The 17,866-nt window shown below is 65.2% G+C and carries 16 protein-coding genes; 5 read left to right on the forward strand and 11 right to left on the reverse strand.

Features of this window, described 5'->3' with window-relative positions; translation table 11 throughout:
- Positions 1 to 24: 24 nt before the first annotated feature.
- Together ntrB and JWQ90_RS26210 are read right to left on the reverse strand one after the other, a co-directional pair.
- On the reverse strand, positions 25 to 825 hold the full coding sequence (gene ntrB / locus JWQ90_RS26205; RefSeq protein ID WP_366919604.1) for a nitrate ABC transporter permease: 801 nt from the start codon (positions 823 to 825) through the stop codon (positions 25 to 27).
- A gap of 39 nt (positions 826 to 864) precedes the next feature.
- Positions 865 to 2,136, reverse strand: coding sequence for a CmpA/NrtA family ABC transporter substrate-binding protein (locus JWQ90_RS26210; RefSeq protein ID WP_299698028.1), 1,272 nt, complete (start codon positions 2,134 to 2,136; stop codon positions 865 to 867).
- Positions 2,137 to 2,230: 94 nt separating this feature from the next.
- On the opposite strand from JWQ90_RS26210, the gene JWQ90_RS26215 reads away from it, so the two are divergent.
- Positions 2,231 to 2,365: a hypothetical protein gene (locus JWQ90_RS26215; protein ID WP_299698029.1), complete on the forward strand. Its 135-nt coding sequence runs from the start codon at positions 2,231 to 2,233 to the stop codon at positions 2,363 to 2,365.
- On the opposite strand, the gene JWQ90_RS26220 is transcribed toward JWQ90_RS26215, so the two are convergent.
- The 5 genes from JWQ90_RS26220 to JWQ90_RS26240 all read right to left on the reverse strand — a co-directional run bounded on the left by JWQ90_RS26220 (position 2,362) and on the right by JWQ90_RS26240 (position 9,519).
- Positions 2,362 to 3,609, reverse strand: a complete 1,248-nt coding sequence (locus tag JWQ90_RS26220) for an alginate export family protein (protein WP_299698030.1) — start codon at positions 3,607 to 3,609, stop codon at positions 2,362 to 2,364. The genes JWQ90_RS26215 and JWQ90_RS26220 overlap by 4 nt on opposite strands.
- Before the next feature lie 222 nt (positions 3,610 to 3,831).
- Entirely contained in the window at positions 3,832 to 4,434 is a 603-nt protein-coding gene (locus tag JWQ90_RS26225; RefSeq protein ID WP_299698031.1) for an ANTAR domain-containing protein, read from the reverse strand.
- 305 nt (positions 4,435 to 4,739) lie between these two features.
- Positions 4,740 to 5,645 (reverse strand): 30S ribosomal protein S6--L-glutamate ligase, encoded by a 906-nt coding sequence (rimK, locus tag JWQ90_RS26230; protein WP_299698098.1) that lies wholly within the window; start codon positions 5,643 to 5,645, stop codon positions 4,740 to 4,742.
- Between the two features lie 8 nt (positions 5,646 to 5,653).
- A complete protein-coding gene (locus tag JWQ90_RS26235) occupies positions 5,654 to 6,163 on the reverse strand; it encodes a RimK/LysX family protein (RefSeq protein WP_299698032.1) in 510 nt (169 codons plus the stop codon).
- On the reverse strand, positions 6,160 to 9,519 hold the full coding sequence (locus tag JWQ90_RS26240) for a response regulator (RefSeq protein ID WP_299698033.1): 3,360 nt from the start codon (positions 9,517 to 9,519) through the stop codon (positions 6,160 to 6,162). The genes JWQ90_RS26235 and JWQ90_RS26240 overlap by 4 nt, the downstream gene beginning before the upstream one ends.
- A gap of 112 nt (positions 9,520 to 9,631) precedes the next feature.
- On the opposite strand from JWQ90_RS26240, the gene mnmG reads away from it, so the two are divergent.
- Positions 9,632 to 11,524, forward strand: a complete 1,893-nt coding sequence (gene mnmG, locus JWQ90_RS26245) for a tRNA uridine-5-carboxymethylaminomethyl(34) synthesis enzyme MnmG (RefSeq protein WP_299698034.1) — start codon at positions 9,632 to 9,634, stop codon at positions 11,522 to 11,524.
- Between the two features lie 101 nt (positions 11,525 to 11,625).
- Here the strand turns inward: mnmG and JWQ90_RS26250 are convergent, their stop codons facing one another.
- The 4 genes from JWQ90_RS26250 to JWQ90_RS26265 form a co-directional block, all read right to left on the reverse strand.
- Positions 11,626 to 12,084 carry a CBS domain-containing protein gene (locus JWQ90_RS26250; protein ID WP_299698035.1) on the reverse strand — a complete coding sequence of 153 codons (459 nt, stop codon included), beginning with the start codon at positions 12,082 to 12,084 and terminating at the stop codon, positions 11,626 to 11,628.
- Between the two features lie 72 nt (positions 12,085 to 12,156).
- Positions 12,157 to 12,930, reverse strand: coding sequence for a SprT family zinc-dependent metalloprotease (locus tag JWQ90_RS26255; RefSeq protein ID WP_299698036.1), 774 nt, complete (start codon positions 12,928 to 12,930; stop codon positions 12,157 to 12,159).
- 71 nt (positions 12,931 to 13,001) lie between these two features.
- Positions 13,002 to 13,871, reverse strand: a complete 870-nt coding sequence (locus tag JWQ90_RS26260; protein WP_299698037.1) for a WYL domain-containing protein — start codon at positions 13,869 to 13,871, stop codon at positions 13,002 to 13,004.
- Positions 13,872 to 14,152: 281 nt separating this feature from the next.
- On the reverse strand, positions 14,153 to 14,965 hold the full coding sequence (locus JWQ90_RS26265) for a ParB/RepB/Spo0J family partition protein (protein WP_299698038.1): 813 nt from the start codon (positions 14,963 to 14,965) through the stop codon (positions 14,153 to 14,155).
- A gap of 72 nt (positions 14,966 to 15,037) precedes the next feature.
- Between JWQ90_RS26265 and folE the strand changes: the two genes are divergently transcribed.
- The 3 genes from folE (at position 15,038) to JWQ90_RS26280 (ending at position 17,779) form a co-directional block, all read left to right on the forward strand.
- Positions 15,038 to 15,616: a GTP cyclohydrolase I FolE gene (folE, locus tag JWQ90_RS26270; RefSeq protein ID WP_366919605.1), complete on the forward strand. Its 579-nt coding sequence runs from the start codon at positions 15,038 to 15,040 to the stop codon at positions 15,614 to 15,616.
- 163 nt (positions 15,617 to 15,779) lie between these two features.
- Complete coding sequence (locus JWQ90_RS26275; protein WP_299698039.1) at positions 15,780 to 16,760, forward strand: acyl-ACP desaturase; 981 nt, start codon at positions 15,780 to 15,782, stop codon at positions 16,758 to 16,760.
- A 167-nt stretch (positions 16,761 to 16,927) separates the two neighbouring features.
- Complete coding sequence (locus JWQ90_RS26280; protein ID WP_299698040.1) at positions 16,928 to 17,779, forward strand: SDR family oxidoreductase; 852 nt, start codon at positions 16,928 to 16,930, stop codon at positions 17,777 to 17,779.
- The last annotated feature ends 87 nt before the right edge of the window (positions 17,780 to 17,866 follow it).

Raw genomic sequence — 17,866 nt, forward strand, 5'->3', positions numbered from 1 at the left:
GTGCTCATCGTGCGCTCATCGCTTTCAGCTCTGCCGGTAGTCGTAGCGTTTCGCGATCAGCGTCATGCCGTGCTCGATCAGCAGGCCGACCACGCCGATCACCAGGATCGCGATCAGAATGTGTTCCATGTTGAGGCTGTTCCACTCGTCCCAGAGCCAGAAGCCGATGCCGACGCCGCCTGTCAGCATCTCGCTGGCGACGATCGCCAGCCAGGCGATGCCGAGCGCCAGCTTGGCGCCGCTGAGCACGTAGGGAATGCTGGCCGGCAGCAGGATCCGCGTCAGCACTTTCCACTCGGACAAGCGCAGCACGCGCGCGACGTTGAGATAGTCCTGCGGCACGCTGGATACGCCCAGCGCGGTGTTGATGATCATCGGCCAGATGCTGCAGATGAAGATCACGAAGATCGCCGCCGGGTTGGCTTTCTGGAACACCGCCAGGCCGATCGGCAGCCAGGCCAGCGGCGACACCGGCCGCAGCAGGCTGATGATCGGGCTGACTGCGCGATTCAGCAGCGCGTAGCGGCCCAGCAGAAAGCCCAGCGGAATGCCGACCAGCGCCGCCAGGCCGAAGCCCTCGGCGACGCGGCCTACCGACTTCAGCAGGTTCCAGCCGATGCCCTGGTCGTTAGGGCCCTGGTCGTAGAACGGATGCGCGAACACCTCGACCGCGGACGCGAAGGTCTTGCCGGGGCTCGGCAGGTTGCTGGAACCGGCCGCGATCAGCGCCCACACGCCGACCAGCGCCGCCAGCCCGAACAGCGGCGGCAGCAGCCAGGCGAGCGCCGTGCGCAACGCCGCCGCCACGGTTCTGATCAGCGCCATCGGCCGCGTCCTGGCCGGCTGCGGAGTGCTCGCCATCGGCTAGGCCTTGATCTTGAAGGCGGCGGCGTAGTCTGCCGCCTTGGTGGGATCGAAGACGACGCCGTCGAACAGAGTCTCGCTCTTCAGCGGGCTGGCCGGCAGCGCGACGCCCAGCATCTTGGCGACGTCGCTGTACAGATCGATCTGGTTGACCTGGCGCGCGATCGCCAGGTAATCGACGTCCTGCTTCAGCAGGCCCCAGCGGCGGTGCTGGCTCATGAACCAGATACCATGCGACAGGTACGGATAATTGACCTCGCCGTCGGCATAGAACTTCATGTAGTTGTCGTCCTGCCACTTGCCGCCCTTGCCGTCGTCGTAGTGGCCGAGCATGCGGTCGAGTATCACCGGCGAAGGCGCGTTGACATAGGACTTGCCGCCGATGATCTCGGCGACCTTGGCGCGGTTGCTCATCGCGTCGATGTACTGGCTGGCTTCGAGCACCGCGGCCACCATCGCGCGCGCGGTGTTCGGATAGCGGTCGACGAAGGCCTTGGTCGTGCCCAGCACTTTTTCCGGGTGATTTTTCCAGATCGCCTGCGAAGTGGTCGCGGTGTAGCCGATCCTGTCGAACACCGCGCGGCCGTTCCAGGGCTCGCCGACGCAATAGCCGTCCATGTTGCCGACGCGCATGTTCGCGACCATCTGCGGCGGCGGAATCGTGATGGTCTTGACGTCGCGCAGCGGATCGATGCCGTGCGCCGCCAGCCAGTAGTACAGCCACATCGCATGCGTGCCGGTGGGGAAGGTATGCGCGAAGGTGTACTCGCGATCCTTGCTGGCGACGGCGGCTTTGAGCTTTTCGCCGCTATCGACGCCGGCTTCCAGCAATTTGTTCGACAGCGTGATCGCCTGGCCGTTGGCATTGAGATTCATCAGGATCGCCATGTCCTGTTTCTGGCTGCCGATGCCCAAGTGCGAGCCGTAGATCAGGCCGTAGAGCACGTGTGCGGCGTCGAGCTGGCCGAGCTGCAGCTTGTCGCGCACCGCGGCCCAGCTCGCCTCCTTGGTGACGGTCACGTTGAGGCCGTACTTCTTGTAAAGGCCCAGTTCCGAGGCCATGACCACGCTGGCGCAATCGGTCAGCGGGATGAAGCCGATCGTCAGATCGGTCTTCTCCGGCTTGCCGAAATCGGCGGCGCCGGCATTGCGGATGAAGCCCGGCGCCAGCGCCGACAGGCCGAGGCCGCCGGCAGCGAGCAGGGAGTTTTTGACGAAGTGGCGCCGCGTCAGACTGAGTGCATCGGATGTAGGCGGATTTGAATGTTTCACGGGCAACGCTCCAGCAAGCTAATGGTTTGAAAACAGGTCTGAACGGGTTCCGGGATCCGGCACTAGTAGTCCGTTTCATCAAAACGATGACGCAATGAAACCGATGGATTTTTCCGCCAGGCAAGGCGCAGACCCGCCGCCGCACCGTTCGTGCGGCAAGGGGCTGCAACGCCGCCTGGCGGAAAAAGACGCGGTTTCATGTCAGCGTTTTGGTGAAACGGACTACTAGAACTTGTATTCGAGCCACAGCCAGGTCTTGGTCGTGTCGAAAGGCGTGCCAGCGGCGGCCGGAAAATCCTTCGCGGAATAGGCGGCGTACTTCAGGCCGAGCGACAGCTGGTCGGTGAACGGACGCGTCGCCTGCAATTCGAGTTCGGTGCCGTAGTGAATGCTGGCTTCGTCGGAGCGGTAATCGTGCCAACGGGCCAGCAGCGCGACTTTCTCGACATTGCCGCCGACCGAAAAATACAAATCCTTGATGCCGTTGACCGGTGTCACCAGAAACTGGTCGGCCCAGCCCTGGAACGCATGCAGCGTCGCCAGCGGAGTCTGGAAGCTATAAACGCCGTCGCCGCCCAGCACCTCGTAGCCGATCTTCGCGTTGTACTTGTCGTAGGCGAGGCCGGTTTCGATCAGATAGTAGTCGGCGTCGACCGTGGACGGTGCGTCGGCGTAGTCGCTCTGCTGGGCGTACTCGGCCGTATAGCTCAGCGTGAACTTGTCGAGCGGCAGCGTGCCGACCGCGCGCAGCCCCAGCGACTGCGTGTCCTGCCGCGCGATCGGTGGCGCCGGGATCGCGTCGAAGTCCAGCAGATAGGCGTAGGCGCTGAGCGTCAGCGTCTTCAGCGGCGCGTAGGCAAGATTGAACGCATGCGCCTTGATGTCGATATCGCTGCTGCTCTTGCCGCCGATCGAGAACGGCTTGAATGCGTCGACGTTGTAGATGTAGGCGTAATTGAACGTGGTCTTTGGAAGCCAGGTGCTGCTCAGCGACAGTGCGTCGTAGGTCTGCTCGTTCTGGCGCCAGCCGACATTGCCGATGTAGCGCGCGTTGTCGTAGATCAGGCGCTGGCGGCCGTACTTGATCGTGGTCTTCGGCAGGCCGCTGTAGCGGATCCAGCCCTGGTTCAGTTCGTTGGTCTTGGGATCTGCGACCACCGGCAGGCCGGTCTGGCCATTGGTAGTGCTGTTGAACTTGTCGCTGCCCAGCACGGTGACGCCCTCGTATTCGAGCTGGCCGTCGATGTTGTTCCATTTGCCGGTGGTGTAGCCGAGCCGGACGCGAGCGGTCAGCGCGTTGGCGTCGTCGCTGAGGTTGTCCTGGTCGACCTGCTCATAGCGCAGCCGCGCGTCGATGTTCGGTGTGCCGCCGGACGCCGCGTACTGCAGCGTGTCCAGGCCGTCGGCGCAAGCGCCGGTGGACGCTGCCAAGATCGCGGCCGCCACTAGGGAGTTGAAACACCTGATAGACATTGATCGGTTTCCTTGAATGTCCGGCCGCTCTTGCTGCCGGTTGAAAAAACAAAAAAAAGGGCGCCCATCCGGCCGTGCGGATAGGCGCCCTCGCCTCGAATCTCGGTAATCTTCGACTGCAAACTTCGCGGCGCTCCGACGCTGGAGCCATGTGCCGCACCAAAAAACTCAGACCAACACTCAGACCAGAAACTCAGCCCATGGACACGCCGGGCTGCGCTGCTACATCGCGCAGTGAGCGCTCGGCTCCAGCGACTGGATCACGCTGCGCGCGACGTCCACCAGTTTTTGCGAGCGCGTCATCGCGCGTTTACGCATCCAGTGATACGCATCGTTCTCGGTGTGCCGCTCGCGCTCCATCAGCAGACACTTTGCGCGGTGAATCACGCCCTGCTCGTCGCGCTGCTGCTGCGCTTTCTGCAACTCTGCGAGCAACAGGCGCTGCCCACGGAAATGCATCATTGAAATATGGATCAGCGAGCGGATAACGCTCGGCGGCACGCCGTCGACGACGTAGGCACTGAGCCCGAGTTGCATGGCGTCGCGCACCAGCTGACTGTCATCGCGCTCGCTGAGCACCACGATGGGGCGCGGGAACGTATGCGTGATCGCGGCCAGGCCTTCGAGCGTGTCGCGGCTGGGTGAGTCGACGTCGATGATGATCGCGTCGGGTTGCAACTGGCGTACCCGCGAATGAAGGTCGTCGTTCTCATGCACGACGCCCAGCACCACGAAGCCGGTTTCGACCAGGGCACGCTCCAGCTTCGCCGTATGTTGAGTACGGGTATCGACGATCAGAACGCGGACTGTGCTGGTGGAGAACATAGGCAATGCTTGGGTGAGAGGCTCGATTGCAGAGTTGACGAAAACGCCGATGGAATGACGATGGAATGACGATGGAATGACGATGGAAAGACAAAAAAAGCGCCCATCCGATTTTACGGATGGGCGCCTTTGCCCTGCATTGGTGTTCGCTGCGGTACGGGGACTTTCCAACGCTGGAAATATCAGTCGCCGTAGTGGCCAGTAAACAACAGCAATAGCCGAGCCAAAGGCCCTGCACTAGGTAGAATTGTCTAATAATAAGTACATGAACGACGGTTCATGTAAAAACGGCCTTATTTCTTAAATTAACCTCGCCCGCGAGTCCGCGTGCGCCAGGGCTTGGCGTTCTTCTCGACGAACTCGATGATCAGGCTGGCGATGTCGATGCCGGCGACGCTCTCGATGCCTTCCAGGCCGGGCGAGGAGTTGACTTCCATCACCACCGGCCCGTCGGCCGAACGCAGCAGGTCGACACCGGCGACGTTGAGCCCCATCGCTTTTGCGGCCGCCAGCGCCGTGCGGCGCTCGGCCGGCGTGATCCGCACCGGCAGCGCGGTACCGCCGCGATGCAGGTTGGAGCGGAACTCGCCGACCTTGGCCTGGCGCATCATCGTCGCGACGATCCTGCCGCCGATCACGAAGCAGCGAATGTCGGCGCCATTGGCTTCGGCGATGAAGCGCTGCACCAGGAAGTGCGCGTCGAGGCCGCGGAACGCGTCGATCACCGACTCGGCGGCCTTGTCGGTTTCGGCCAGCACCACGCCCTGCCCCTGCGTGCCTTCGATCAGCTTGATCACCATCGGTGCGGCACCAACCACCTTCATCAGGTCGCCGGTGTCGTCGGGCGAATGCGCGAAGCCGGTGACCGGCATGCCGATGCCGTGGCGCGCCAGCAACTGGTGCGCGCGCAGCTTGTCGCGGGCACGGGTGATGGCGACCGATTCGTTCAGCGAATACGTGCCCATCATCTCGAACTGGCGCACGACAGCGGCGCCATAAAACGTCACCGACGCGCCGATGCGCGGAATCACCGCGTCGAAGCCTTCGAGCATTTTCCCGCGGTAATGGATCTCGGTGCAGCGCGGCGCGATCTTCATGTAGCAGCGCAGCACGTCGATCACCTGCACGCTGTGGCCGCGTGCCTCGCAGGCTTCGACCAGGCGCCGCGTCGAATACAGCTTGGTGTTGCGCGACAGGATCGCGATCTTCATCTTGCGTTTCACGGACCGGCCGCCTTGACTGCGACACTCGCCATCAGTGCGGCGCGTTTGCGCCGGCCCAGCAGATAGCCGGCGCCGGGGTCGACCTGCGCGTGGCCGGCCAGTGCGCTGCGGCCAAGCAGCATGCGGAAGCGCAGGTTGTCGCGGGCGGTCAGGGTCATCTCCACCGGCCAAGTCTGCTGGCCGATTGTGACCGGGGTGAGGATTACCGGCCGCAGTTCGCGATGGCCGCCGGAATCGGTGATCCAGCGCTCGCCCAGCAGATCGGTTTCGCACCAGACCGGCGTGTCGTTGCCCTGGATCGGATGCACGCCAAAGCGGATGCGCCCGCCGAGCGGCCGCTCGAGGGCGAACGCATGGATCGTCGAGGTGCGCGCACCGGTGTCGATCTTGGCCTTGATGTTGGGGATGCCGAGTTCATGCAGCGCGACCCATTCGCGCCAGCCGAGCAGCAGCGGCGCGTCCGCACTGTTCGCCGTGCGCGTGCCCCGCAACGAGGTTTGCTTCATGCGCCGGCCGCCGGATTGGTAGCGGGCAAGCCGGTTTGCGGATCGGCAACATCATCGCCGTGCGCGTGCGCGTGCGCGTGCGCGGCCTCGGTCTGCAGCGCTTTCTCCAGCCTGCGGACCAGCCCGACATAGCGGTCGAGCATCGCGCCCGCGTCCGCCAGCGCGGCCTCGTTTTGCTGCGCGACGGCCGCCTGTTCGACGCGGCGGCAGAACGCGGCGAGGTTCATGGAGCCGAACATCTCGCAGTTGCTGCGCATGGTGTGCGCCTGGCGGATCAGCAGCGCGGCATCGCCGCCGGCCAGCGCCGCGCCGACTTCGCGCCGCTGCCGCGGCAGGTCGGAAACCAGAGCTTCGACGATCTCACGCAGGCCGTCGTCGTCGAAAGTCGCGCGCACCGAGGCCAGCATCGCCGGCGCATAGTCACGGTCTTGGTCGACGATCGCGGAGTCCTCGCCGCGGCGCGGGCAGCGCTGCAGCGCCTCGACCAGGCGCTCGGCCGCGACCGGCTTGGAGATGTAGTCGTCCATGCCGGCCTGCTCGCATTTGCGGCGGTCCTCGAGCGTCGCGTTGGCGGTCATCGCGACCAGATGCGGGCGCTGCCCGCGAGGCCAGCGGCGGCAGATTTCGCGGCTCGCCGACAGGCCGTCCATGACCGGCATCTGCATGTCGAGCAGCACCAGGTCGTAGACCTGGCGTTCCACCGACGCCAGCGCCTCGCTGCCGTCGGCGACGAAGTCGGCGTGGTAGCCCAGCCGCTGCAACAGCAGCCGCGCGACTTTCTGGTTCACCGCATTGTCTTCGGCGACCAGAATGCGCAGCGGATGCCGGTGCCCCAGCTCGCGCGGCAGCGCGAAGCCGGCCGGCTTCGCGCTGCCGCGGCCGGTTTTGAACAGCACCGCTTCGACTTCCTGCAGCAGCCGCGCCGGTTTGATCGGTTTTTGCACGCCGCCCGACACCACGCCGGGCTCGTGGATGTCCTGGGCCACCGAACTCAGCACCAGGATCGGCATCTCGCGCTCGGAGCGCAGCTTGCGCAGCGCGCGCGCCAGTTCCAGGCCGTCCATGCTCTGCATGTGGAAGTCGAGCAGCGCCAGGTCGAAGACGTCGCCGCGGCCGACCCAGGCCAGCGCCTCGCTGGGCGAGCGCGTGCTCAGCGGCGCCATGCCCCATTGCTCGGTGTAGTGGCGCAGGATGCGGTTGTTGATCTCGATGTCGTCGACGATCAGCACGCGCAGGCCGCGCAGCGAGGCGGCGGCGACGGCCGGCGTGATCCGCTGCTGCACCGCCACCGCCTCGGTATGGAAGCTGAAGCGGAACGTCGAACCCTGGCCACGCTCGCTGTGCGCGGTGATGCTGCCGCCCATCAACTCGACCAGGCGCCGGCAGATCGACAAGCCCAGGCCGGTGCCGCCGTATTGGCGCGTGGTCGAGCTGTCGGCCTGGATGAACGGATGGAACAGCGTCGGCAGCACTTCGGCGTCGATGCCGATGCCGGTGTCGCGCACATCGACGGCGATCTGGTGCTCGTTGTGCTGCAGCGCCTGGGTCTGCACTTCCACCGATACCTGGCCGCCGGCCGGCGTGAACTTGACCGCGTTGGACAGCAGGTTGACCAGCACCTGGCGCAGGCGGCCGCTGTCGCCCAGCAGCGCGTCCGGCAGGCCGGCGGCGATCAGGTAGCCCAGCTCGACGCCGCTGTTCTGCGCGCTGCCGGCGACCAGGTCGATCGCGCTCTCGATGCACTCGTGCAGGCTGAAGGGCGCACGCTCCAGCTGCATGCGGCCGGCCTCGATCTTGGAATAGTCGAGGATGTCGTTGATCACCGTCAGCAGATGCTCGCCGCTGTTGCGGATCACTTCGGCGCTGTCGCGCTGATCCGGCGTCAGCGCGGTATCGAGCAGGATGCTGGTCATGCCGATGATCGCGTTCATCGGCGTGCGGATCTCGTGGCTCATGCTCGACAGGAACGCCGACTTCAGCTGCGAGGCTTCCACCGCCGCGGCCTCGCGCACCTGGGCCTGGGTATGGGCGTGCTCGAGCTGCAGCAGATCGGTGATGTCGTCGCAGACGGCGACGCCGGCGATGATGTCGCCGCCGGCGTCGCGCACCGGCGCTGCGGAAATGCGCAGCACGCCGCGGCGGCCGTCACCGCGCTCGATCGTGACGTCCTCGCCGAGCACGGTCTCGCCGTCGACGATCGCCCGCATCAGCGGCCAATCCAGGCCCTGGTAGCGGCGGCCGTCCGCGTGATAGGCGATCCATTCCTCCGGCTGGCCCACCGAATCCAGCCGGGCATGCTGCCACAGCCGCTCCATGCGCGAGTTGGTGAAGATCGGCTTGCCCGTAGGCGCCTCGCCGATCAGCAGCGCGCAGGGCAGCGCGTGGATCGTGGTTTCGAGCAGGCGCACGCTGCGGTCGCTGAGCTGCTGCCAGGCTGCTTCCAGCTCGGTGATGTCGAGGCCGGCCGCGAACAGATTGACGATGCCGCCGTCGGCGCCGCGCACCGGCGACAGCATCAGCTCGATGCGCCGCGCCTGCGCGTCCGCGCCGGCACCGCGGTAGTAGGTGGATTTGTCGCGGAACACCTCGCCGCCGGCAGCGGCCAGCACGGCGCGGCGGAAAAACGCCTGGGTGTCCGCAGCTTGGCCGGTCCAGGGCCCTTCCCAGATGGGCGTGCCGACCATGTCCTCGGCCGTAACGCCGGTGCCGTGGACGCTCAGCTCGTTGCAATGCAGGATCGTGCCGTCGAGCCTCAGCAGCGCCTGCATCAGCGGCGACTGCTGGAACACTGCATCGAGCAGGTTCTGGCGCTCGCTCAGCAGCAGCTCGCTGTTGGCCTCTCGGCGACGGGCCTGGACTGTGGCGGTGACGTCTTCGACGCGATGGATCAGGCCGCGCACCGCGCCGCCGCGCATCACCGGCGTGTTCAGCGGCGACCAGAACTTCTCCTCGAAGCCGCGTCCGTCGGGGCGCGGCACGTCGTATTTCTGCAGCGGCATCGCATCGGGCAGGCCGCTGGCGATGGCGCGCTCCAGCGAGGCGCGCAGCTTGCTCACGCCGTCGGCATCGGGTTCGTCGGGGTTGTCGGGAAACACTTCGAACAGGCCGCGGCCGAGGATCTGCTCGCGCACCGTCAGCGTCGCGGCCAGGTAGGCGTCGCTGGCGGTGACGATGGTGTAGCGCGGCGCGTCCGGCAACAGCAGCAGATACAGCCCGGGCATCTGCTCGAACATCTCGCGAAAATCGAGCAGGCCGGCGAGATCCGTCCGCGCTTGCGGCGCGAGCCCCGCGGTCGGCTTCGGCGCGGCGGCCTGTGGCACGCCGAAGCCGAGGGAGGGTTCCACTCGACGGCTCATCTGAAACTCCTGGGTTTCTGCGCCGCATTATCGGGAAAAAGCCGGCGCTCGCGCGCCGTGCTGATAAAATGATCGCCCGTTCAGCGACCGCCGCAGCTTCCGGCTCCCATCCATGTCAGCGCAGCACTTCGACGTTATCGTCATCGGCGGCGGCCACGCCGGCACCGAGGCCGCGCTGGCCGCGGCGCGCTCGGGTGCGGCGACGCTGCTGGTCACGCAGTCGATCGACACGCTCGGCCAGATGTCCTGCAACCCGGCGATCGGCGGCATCGGCAAGGGCCATCTGGTGCGCGAGATCGACGCACTGGGCGGTTTGATGGCGCGCGCAGCGGATCACGCTGGCATCCAGTTCCGTATGCTCAATGGCAGCAAGGGCCCGGCGGTGCGCGCGACGCGCGCGCAGGCCGACCGCGCGCTGTACAAGGCGTTTGTGCGCAGCGCGCTGGAGCATCAGCGGAACCTGCAGCTGTTCCAGAACGAGGTCGATGACCTGATCGTCGAAGGCACACGCGTCGCCGGCGTCGTCACCCGCATCGGCCTGCGCTTCACGGCACGCGCGGTGGTGCTGACCACCGGTACGTTCCTCGGCGGGCGCATCCACGTGGGTCTGGCGCATCATCCGGGCGGCCGCGCCGGCGACTCACCGTCGCTGCCGCTGGCCGCCCGGCTGCGCGAGCTGATGCCGCGCACCGGCCGCCTGAAGACCGGTACGCCGCCGCGGCTCGACGGCCGCACGATCGCCTGGGACCAGCTGCTGCCGCAGCCCGGCGACACGCCGGTGCCGGTGTTCTCGTTCATCGGCAGCGCTGCGCAGCATCCGCGTCAGGTCGCCTGCCATATCACGCATACCAACCAAGCCACGCACGACATCATCCGCAGCGGCTTCGACCGCTCGCCGATGTTCACGGGTGTGATCGAAGGCGTCGGTCCGCGCTATTGCCCTAGCGTCGAGGACAAGGTCAACCGTTTCGCCGACAAGACCAGCCACCAGATTTTTCTGGAGCCCGAAGGTCTCGGCACCACCGAGATTTATCCGAACGGCATTTCCACTTCACTGCCTTACGACATCCAGCAAGCCTTTGTCCATACGATCAAGGGCCTCGAGAACGCGCGCATCGTGCGGCCGGGTTATGCGATCGAGTACGACTATTTCGACCCGCGCGATCTGTCGCGCACGCTGCAGACCAAGGCCGTGCAGGGCTTGTTCTTTGCCGGTCAGATCAACGGCACAACTGGTTACGAGGAAGCGGCGGCGCAGGGCCTGCTTGCCGGCATCAACGCCTCACGTTTTGCCAGTGAGCAGGAAGCCTGGACGCCGCTGCGTCACGAGGCCTATATCGGCGTGCTGGTCGACGATCTGATCACGCGCGGCACCAGCGAGCCGTACCGCATGTTCACGTCGCGCGCCGAACATCGGCTGCTGCTGCGCGAGGACAATGCGGATCTGCGCCTGACGCCGGTCGGCCGCGAACTGGGGCTGGTCGACGACGAGCGCTGGTCGCGGTTCAACGCCAAGCGCGAGGCGATCGATGCGGAGCGTGCGCGGCTTGAGACTCTGTGGTTGAAGCCGGCTGATCTGGCCGCGCCGGAAACGGTGGCGGTGTTCGGTCCGGCGCCGGTATCGAATCGCGTGTCCGCTCTTGAATTGCTGCGTCGTCCCGAGGGTAGTTATCCGGTGCTGCAGCGGCTGGGGCTTGCGGATGAGTCGATCGATCCGCTGGCGGCGGAGCAGGTTGAGATCGAGGTGAAGTACGCAGGCTACGTGACGCGGCAGCAGGCGGAGATCGAGCGCGCGGCGCGGTACGAGAATGCACGCTTGCCGGTGGAGCTGGATTATTCGGCGGTGTCGGGCTTGTCGAACGAGGTTCGGCAGAAGTTATTGCAGCATCGGCCCGAGACTCTTGCGCAGGCTTCACGCATTTCGGGCGTGACGCCGGCCGCAGTTTCGCTGTTGATGGTGCATCTGAAGAAGATCGGACTGCTCAGGGTGATGGCGTCGGCGTAGGTCGGCAATCCCGTTGCCGACCTGCGAAGCTGGATGCGCAATCGAGGGTTCACGTCGGCAACGGGATTGCCGACCTACGGACTGAACGTCATCAGGGCCGCTTAAGCCTCGGCGCTGGCGCAGGCATCCCCAATCGCCCGCAGGGCATCGCGCCGCGAAATGATCCCCACCAGCTTGCCGTCCTCGACCACCGGATACCGCCGATGCGAAGCATTGGTAAACATCGTGCACAGATGCGTCAGGCTCGTATCCGGTGACACCGTCACCACCTTGGTGCTCATGAACTGGCTGACCGGCCCGGCCACGCAGGTGTCATGAGAGGCGATGAATGCGATCGACAGACAGTCGCGTTCCGACAGCATGCCGATCAGGTGGCCCTGCGCATCCAGCACCGGCGCGCTGGCGATGCGATGTTTCACCAGTGCATGGGCCGCCGACATCACCTCCATCTCCGGAGTGAAGGAAATCAGGCTGGTCGTCATGTAGTTGCGGACGATCACGGAGTCGAGCGTGGCCATGGTCAGTTGCCGGTCGGTGCCAGATTGGATGCGGAGCGCCAAGAGCGCTCCTGAACCTTACTCCCGGCACCGGATGTCGACAACCGTCATCCGGACGAGCCACCCGGTGAAGCCCTAGCCGCTGAGATACCAGTGCAGACGCTGGCCGTGTTCGCGCAGCCAGCGGCGGTGCTGCTCGAAGTCCGGCATCTGGCGCCCGACCAGCGCCCAGAAGCGGTCGGAGTGATCCAGGTGTACCCGGTGACACAGCTCGTGGATGACCACGTAGCGGAACACCAGCGGCGGGGTCAGCACCAGCCGCCATGACAGGCTGATCAAACCCGAGGGCGCGCAACTGCCCCAGAGGGTCTTCTGATCGGCGATGCGCGGGCCGTCGAATGTCACGCCCAGGCGCGCGGCTTCTTCCGTCATCAGCCTCTGCGCGTCGTTGTAGGCCTCTTTCTTCAACGCGTCGCGCAGCAGTTTGGTCAGTTTGCCCGGATGCGACAGCACGTTCGGCGGGCAGAACAGGCTCAGCGTGCCGGGCTCGATGCGCAGCATCGGCGCACGCACCTGGGCCGGTATCACTTTCAGTGCGGTCGGCTGGTCGCGCAGCGGCAGCAGGTCGTGGCCGTCCCAGCGCAGCTGCGGTGACGGCCCGCACCGGGCATCGCGGGCATCGCGCAGTTTCCACTCGGCAATCTTCTGGCGGATCCAGTCTTCGCGGCTGCGTAGGAAGTCGCGTGCGACCTGGCGCGATACGAAGCGTGGGATCACCAGCACCACTTCGCTGGACGACACCACCTCGACGCGGATGCTGCGCGACTTGGCGCTGATGCGTTCGCGCACCTGGTAGGCGTCGAACAGCAGGTCGAGTTGGTTGGCCGGGTTCACAGCGCGCGCAGGCATCGGTGGATCGTCGTTATCAAATATTGCCGTCTAAAAATAATATACATCAAAAAATCACGTTCTGAGGATTTTCAGCCGAGCCGGTTGAATGCGTCCAGCTCGGCCTGGTTCAGCAGCACGATCTGCTGCTCCGCGGCCGGGCGGTCGACGTCGCCGCGCCCGACATTGAGCATCTTCAACAGGTACGGGACCAGCGCCAGCCGCAGATTCTTTTCGAGCATGCCGCGACGCATGCCGAAGTCGTGTTCGACGACGCGCTTCTGCGGATCGGTGAGCTGCGGATGCGGGCCGATGCGCACGCACACGTGGTTGCGCCAGTCCCAGTCCTGATCGCTGTCGATGTTCGCCGCCTCGCCCAACTCGGGCAGGCCGATGATGCGCGACAGCAGGAAGTCGCGGAACGCCTGGTGATCGTTGGAGTAGGCGCGCGCATGCCAGCGGCCAACGTAGGCCAGCGAGTGCGGTGCAATCAGCAGACGACGCGGATCGGGCCGATTCATCGACTGGTATTCGATCGCGAGCCAGCGACGTTCGCGGATCGCGCCGCCGATGCGCTGCAGCACGCGCACGTCGAATTCGCGCTGCGGCAGATCCAGTGTTTCGGCCGGCACCTGACCGCCGGCGGCCATCGCCAGCGGCAGATCCTGCGCGAGATCGTGATGCCGCAGCACGGTCAGAAATTCTTCCGCGGTGCCGCGCAGGAACGCAGGCTCGAAGCGATCGTCGGCGCGATAGATTCCGGTCTCGTTGTCGAGCACCAGGTTGTTCGGGCAGCGCGCGCGATACAGCTGAAAATCTTTCTCGGCCTTGCGCGTGCTGATGTCGAAGGCGTCGCGCAGATCGCCGACGCGGATCTGGCCGTCCCAGATCATGCGGGCCTCGAGCAGCATGAAACGCTGGCGTTGATCCCAGGGCAGTTTTGCGGTGTCGACGATCGTCATAAGTGAGTGCGCCAGGCATTGACACGGATGAAGGTTTACTGACGAAAAAGTAAGTCGGCGGAAAGCGGTAAAAAAATCGTCATCGCGCTGGCAAGCCTTGTTCTACGGGCCTTGCAGCCACTTTCGAAGCTGCTTATCCACAGGCTTATCCCATCAATCTGTCGATAAGTCGCAAGCTTTCTCTGCTGTCTGTCATGCAAGACGCAATACTGGTCGCAGCCTTGTCGCAGGTCGGCGGACGAATCGGGTGGAGCGCGTTCTATGCTTAGACCTTGCATCGTTCAGTCCGCACGATAACCGATGCGTTGCAGCAATCCTTCGAGCTCGTCGAGCGAATGGAATTTGACGCGCAGCTCGCCTTCGCCGCCGCGCTCCGCGGTCACGCTGACCGGATAGCCGAGCTGATCCGACAGCGCGCGCTCGAGCGCCGCCCAGTCGCTGGACTTGGTGCCCGGTTTGGTGCTCAGCGTGAACAGGATGCGCGCATCGCGCGTCGCAGCGACGCGCCGCTCGAGTGCGCGCACCGTGAGCTTGTGGCGGATCACTTCGTCGGCCATGCCCACCTGATCGCGCAGCGCCAGGCCCGCGAGCACTTTGGCGTGGCCCAGATGAATGTGCCCTTCGTTGACCAGCGCCGCGACTTCCGGCGCCAGATGCAGCAGGCGCAGATAGTTGCTGACGTACTCGCGCGACTTGCCGATGCGTTTGCCGATCGCCTCGTGGGTCAGTCCGAACACGTCGCCGAGCCGCTTCATGCCGGCCGCCGCTTCCATCGGCGTCAGCGATTCGCGCTGCAGGTTTTCGATCAGGCCGACGACGAAGGCTTCGGTGTCGCTCAGATCGTCGCGGACGATGGCCGGGATCTCGTGCAGGCCGGCGGCCTGCGCCGCGCGCCAGCGCCGCTCGCCGGCGAGCAGCTCGAAGCCCCAGACGCGCGTGCGCAGCACCACCGGCTGGATCACGCCCGATTCGCGGATCGACTGCGCCAGCTCGGCCAGGCTCGCCGCGTCGAAATGGCGGCGCGCCTGCTGCGAGCCCGGGCGGATCAGATCCACCGGGACGTGACGTATGGAATCGGCGTGGCGGGTGCTCATACTGCGGTGCGTGCTCGATAACGGTGCGGGCTTGAATCCGGAATAGCGGCAGCGGTGAAAGCCTATGCGACAATGAAGGGCAGGCCACTTCAGAAGGGCATTATCGTGGAAGAGCACTACAGAGCCATCATCCAGGCGCTAGGCGAGAACCCGGACCGCGAAGGGCTGCTGCGGACGCCGGCGCGCGCCGCCAAGGCGATGCGCTTCCTGACCCAGGGCTACGAGCAGGATATCGACACCATCGTCAATGGTGCCATCTTCGAGTCGAGCAACGACGAGATGGTGATCGTGCGCGACATCGAGCTGTATTCGATGTGCGAGCACCACTTGCTGCCGTTCATCGGCAAGGCTCATGTTGCCTACCTGCCTCAGGGCAAGGTCGTCGGTCTGTCCAAGATTTCGCGCATCGTCGACATGTTTGCACGGCGTTTGCAGATACAGGAGAACCTGACCAAGCAGATCGGCGAGTGCATCCAGTCGGTTACCCATGCGGCCGGCGTCGCCGTCGTCATCGAAGCGAAACACCTGTGTTCGATGATGCGTGGGGTCGAGAAGCAGAATTCCGCGATGGTGACGTCGATGATGATCGGCCGCTTCCGCGAAGACCCGCGCACACGGATGGAGTTTCTGAACCTCGTGCGCACCCAGTAGTCTCAGCTATGACTCTCATTGACCGATCGGTCCGGTGCCACCCCAGGGTTCGGGTAGACTTTCAGGCCGGCCCGACGGGGGCGTCCTTGAACAGAGCCCGGAACAGAGCCCGCACCGGCGGTACCTCCCTACGGCCGTCGTCATCCGGGTTGGAGGTATGAAGATGGGCTCAGCCCCAGGCTTGAAGTTGGAGAAGACCGCGCAGGTCGAAGTATTGGCCTCGATGGACGCTTTCGTGCGCGCCGAGATGGAAGCGCACCGGGAGCGCCGCAATCTGTGGTTCCCCAACGAACTGGTGCCGGCCGACGCCGACCTGCCCGGCAGCTGGGACGAGTCGCTGCGTGAGGTCCGCGCCGCTGCCCGCGATCTGCCGGACGTGGTCCGCGTCGCGGTCGCGCTGAACCTGCTGACCGAAGAGGGGCTGCCGCACTTCCATCGCCTGATTGCCGTGTATTTCGGCGAGCACTCGGCCTGGTCGGACTGGAACAACATGTGGACGGCTGAAGAAGACCGTCACGGCTGCGCGCTGCGCGACTACGTCCGCGACGCGCGCCTGTTCAATATGGGTGAACTCGAGCGCCAGCAGTACGCGTACATCGAGGCCGGGTTCGATCCGGAGTGGGAACAGGATCCCTATCGCCTGCTCGCGTACACCTCGCTGCAGGAGAAGGCCACCCAGCTGTCGCATGCCAATACCGGGCGTATGGCTGCCGGCTGCGAGAACCTGCTGCAGCGCGTACTCGCACATCTGGCTGGAGACGAGTCGCGGCACTACGTGTTCTACCGCTCGATGTTCGGCGAGATCATCAACCGCGATCCGGATCGCGCGCTGGTGTCGCTGCAAAAAGTAGTATCGAACTTCTCGATGCCGGGCCACCGCATCGCCGGCTTCGACGACATGAGCGAAGTCGTGCGCCGTGCGGATATTTTCGGCGCGCGCCAGTATCAGCGTATCGTCGAGGAGTGCCTGGCGCACTGGGAAGTCGACAAGCTCACCGGGCTGTCAGCCAGCGGCGCCGAGGCGCAGGAAAAGCTGCTCAAGGTGCCGGCGCGGCTCGAGCGCATGGCCGACTATGTGGCCAGCAAGGAAAAGCCGAAGACTTTCCGCTTCGCCTTCGCCTACAACCGCGAAATCGTTATCTAAGTGCCTCGTTTCCCAAGTACAGTCACGAATCCGCGGCGGATTTTCGCGCCTGGGGGCGTTGCGACTCCTCGCCATAGCGGGGCTATGCCTCGTCGTCGCGCCTTGCCAGTCGCAAAACTCCGCGTGCGCCTTCGTGACCGTACTTGGGAACCGAGGCACTAAGGCGAATGCCTGCGCTGCCGAAGCTCAAGGGCCAGCGGGTCCTGATCACCGGCGCGGGCAGCGGCCTCGGCCGTGCGCTCGCGCAGGGCTTCGCCGCCGCGGGCTGGCGTGTTGCCTGCAGCGATGTGCGCCTGGATGCCGCGCAACAGACGGCTAGCGATCTCGCTGCTGGTGGCGCAAGCAGCTTGGCACTGGCGCTCGATGTGCGCTCGGAAGCAGGCTTCGCCGACGTCGTCGCCGAGGTACAAAAAGCCTGGGGCGGCATCGACGTGCTGGTCAACAACGCGGGCGTCGCCACCGCTGGCACCGTCGCCGATTCGCCGATCGAACAATGGCGTTTCGTGCTCGACATCAACCTGCTCGGCTGCGTGCGCGGCGCGCGTGCGGTGATTCCGTTGATGAAAGCGCAGGGCGCCGGCCGCATCGTCAACGTCGCCTCCTTCGCCGGCATCGCCAACCCGCCGGCGCTGGCCAGCTACAACGTCAGCAAGGCCGCAGTGATTTCGCTGTCCGAGACGCTGCGCAGCGAACTGGCTGGCGACGGCATCGGCGTAAGTGTCGCCGCGCCGTCGTTCTTCAAGACCGATCTGCTGAACAGCGGCCGCGGCGAAATCGCCGATGCGGCGCACAGCACCGCGCCGCAGATGCAGCGCATCGTCGAGCGCCTGATGGACAAGGCCAGCGTTAGCGCGGCCGACGTCGCAGGCGATATTTTCGATGCGGTGCAGAACGAGCGCTTCCTGGTGATCACGCATGCCGAGGCGCGCAAGCAGGCGCTGATCAAACGCTATGCGCCGGAGATGTTCTTCAGGATGGCGCTGAAGTCGACGGCGGCGTTTCTGGCGAAACGGACGTAGTTCGATCACTGAACTGTAGGAGCGGCCCATGGCCGCGATTGAGGCTTCACCGACACAATCGCGGCCATGGGCCGCTCCTACAGTGGC

The sequence above is a fragment of the Hydrocarboniphaga sp. genome (assembly GCF_028291725.1).
Lineage (GTDB): Bacteria > Pseudomonadota > Gammaproteobacteria > Nevskiales > Nevskiaceae > Hydrocarboniphaga.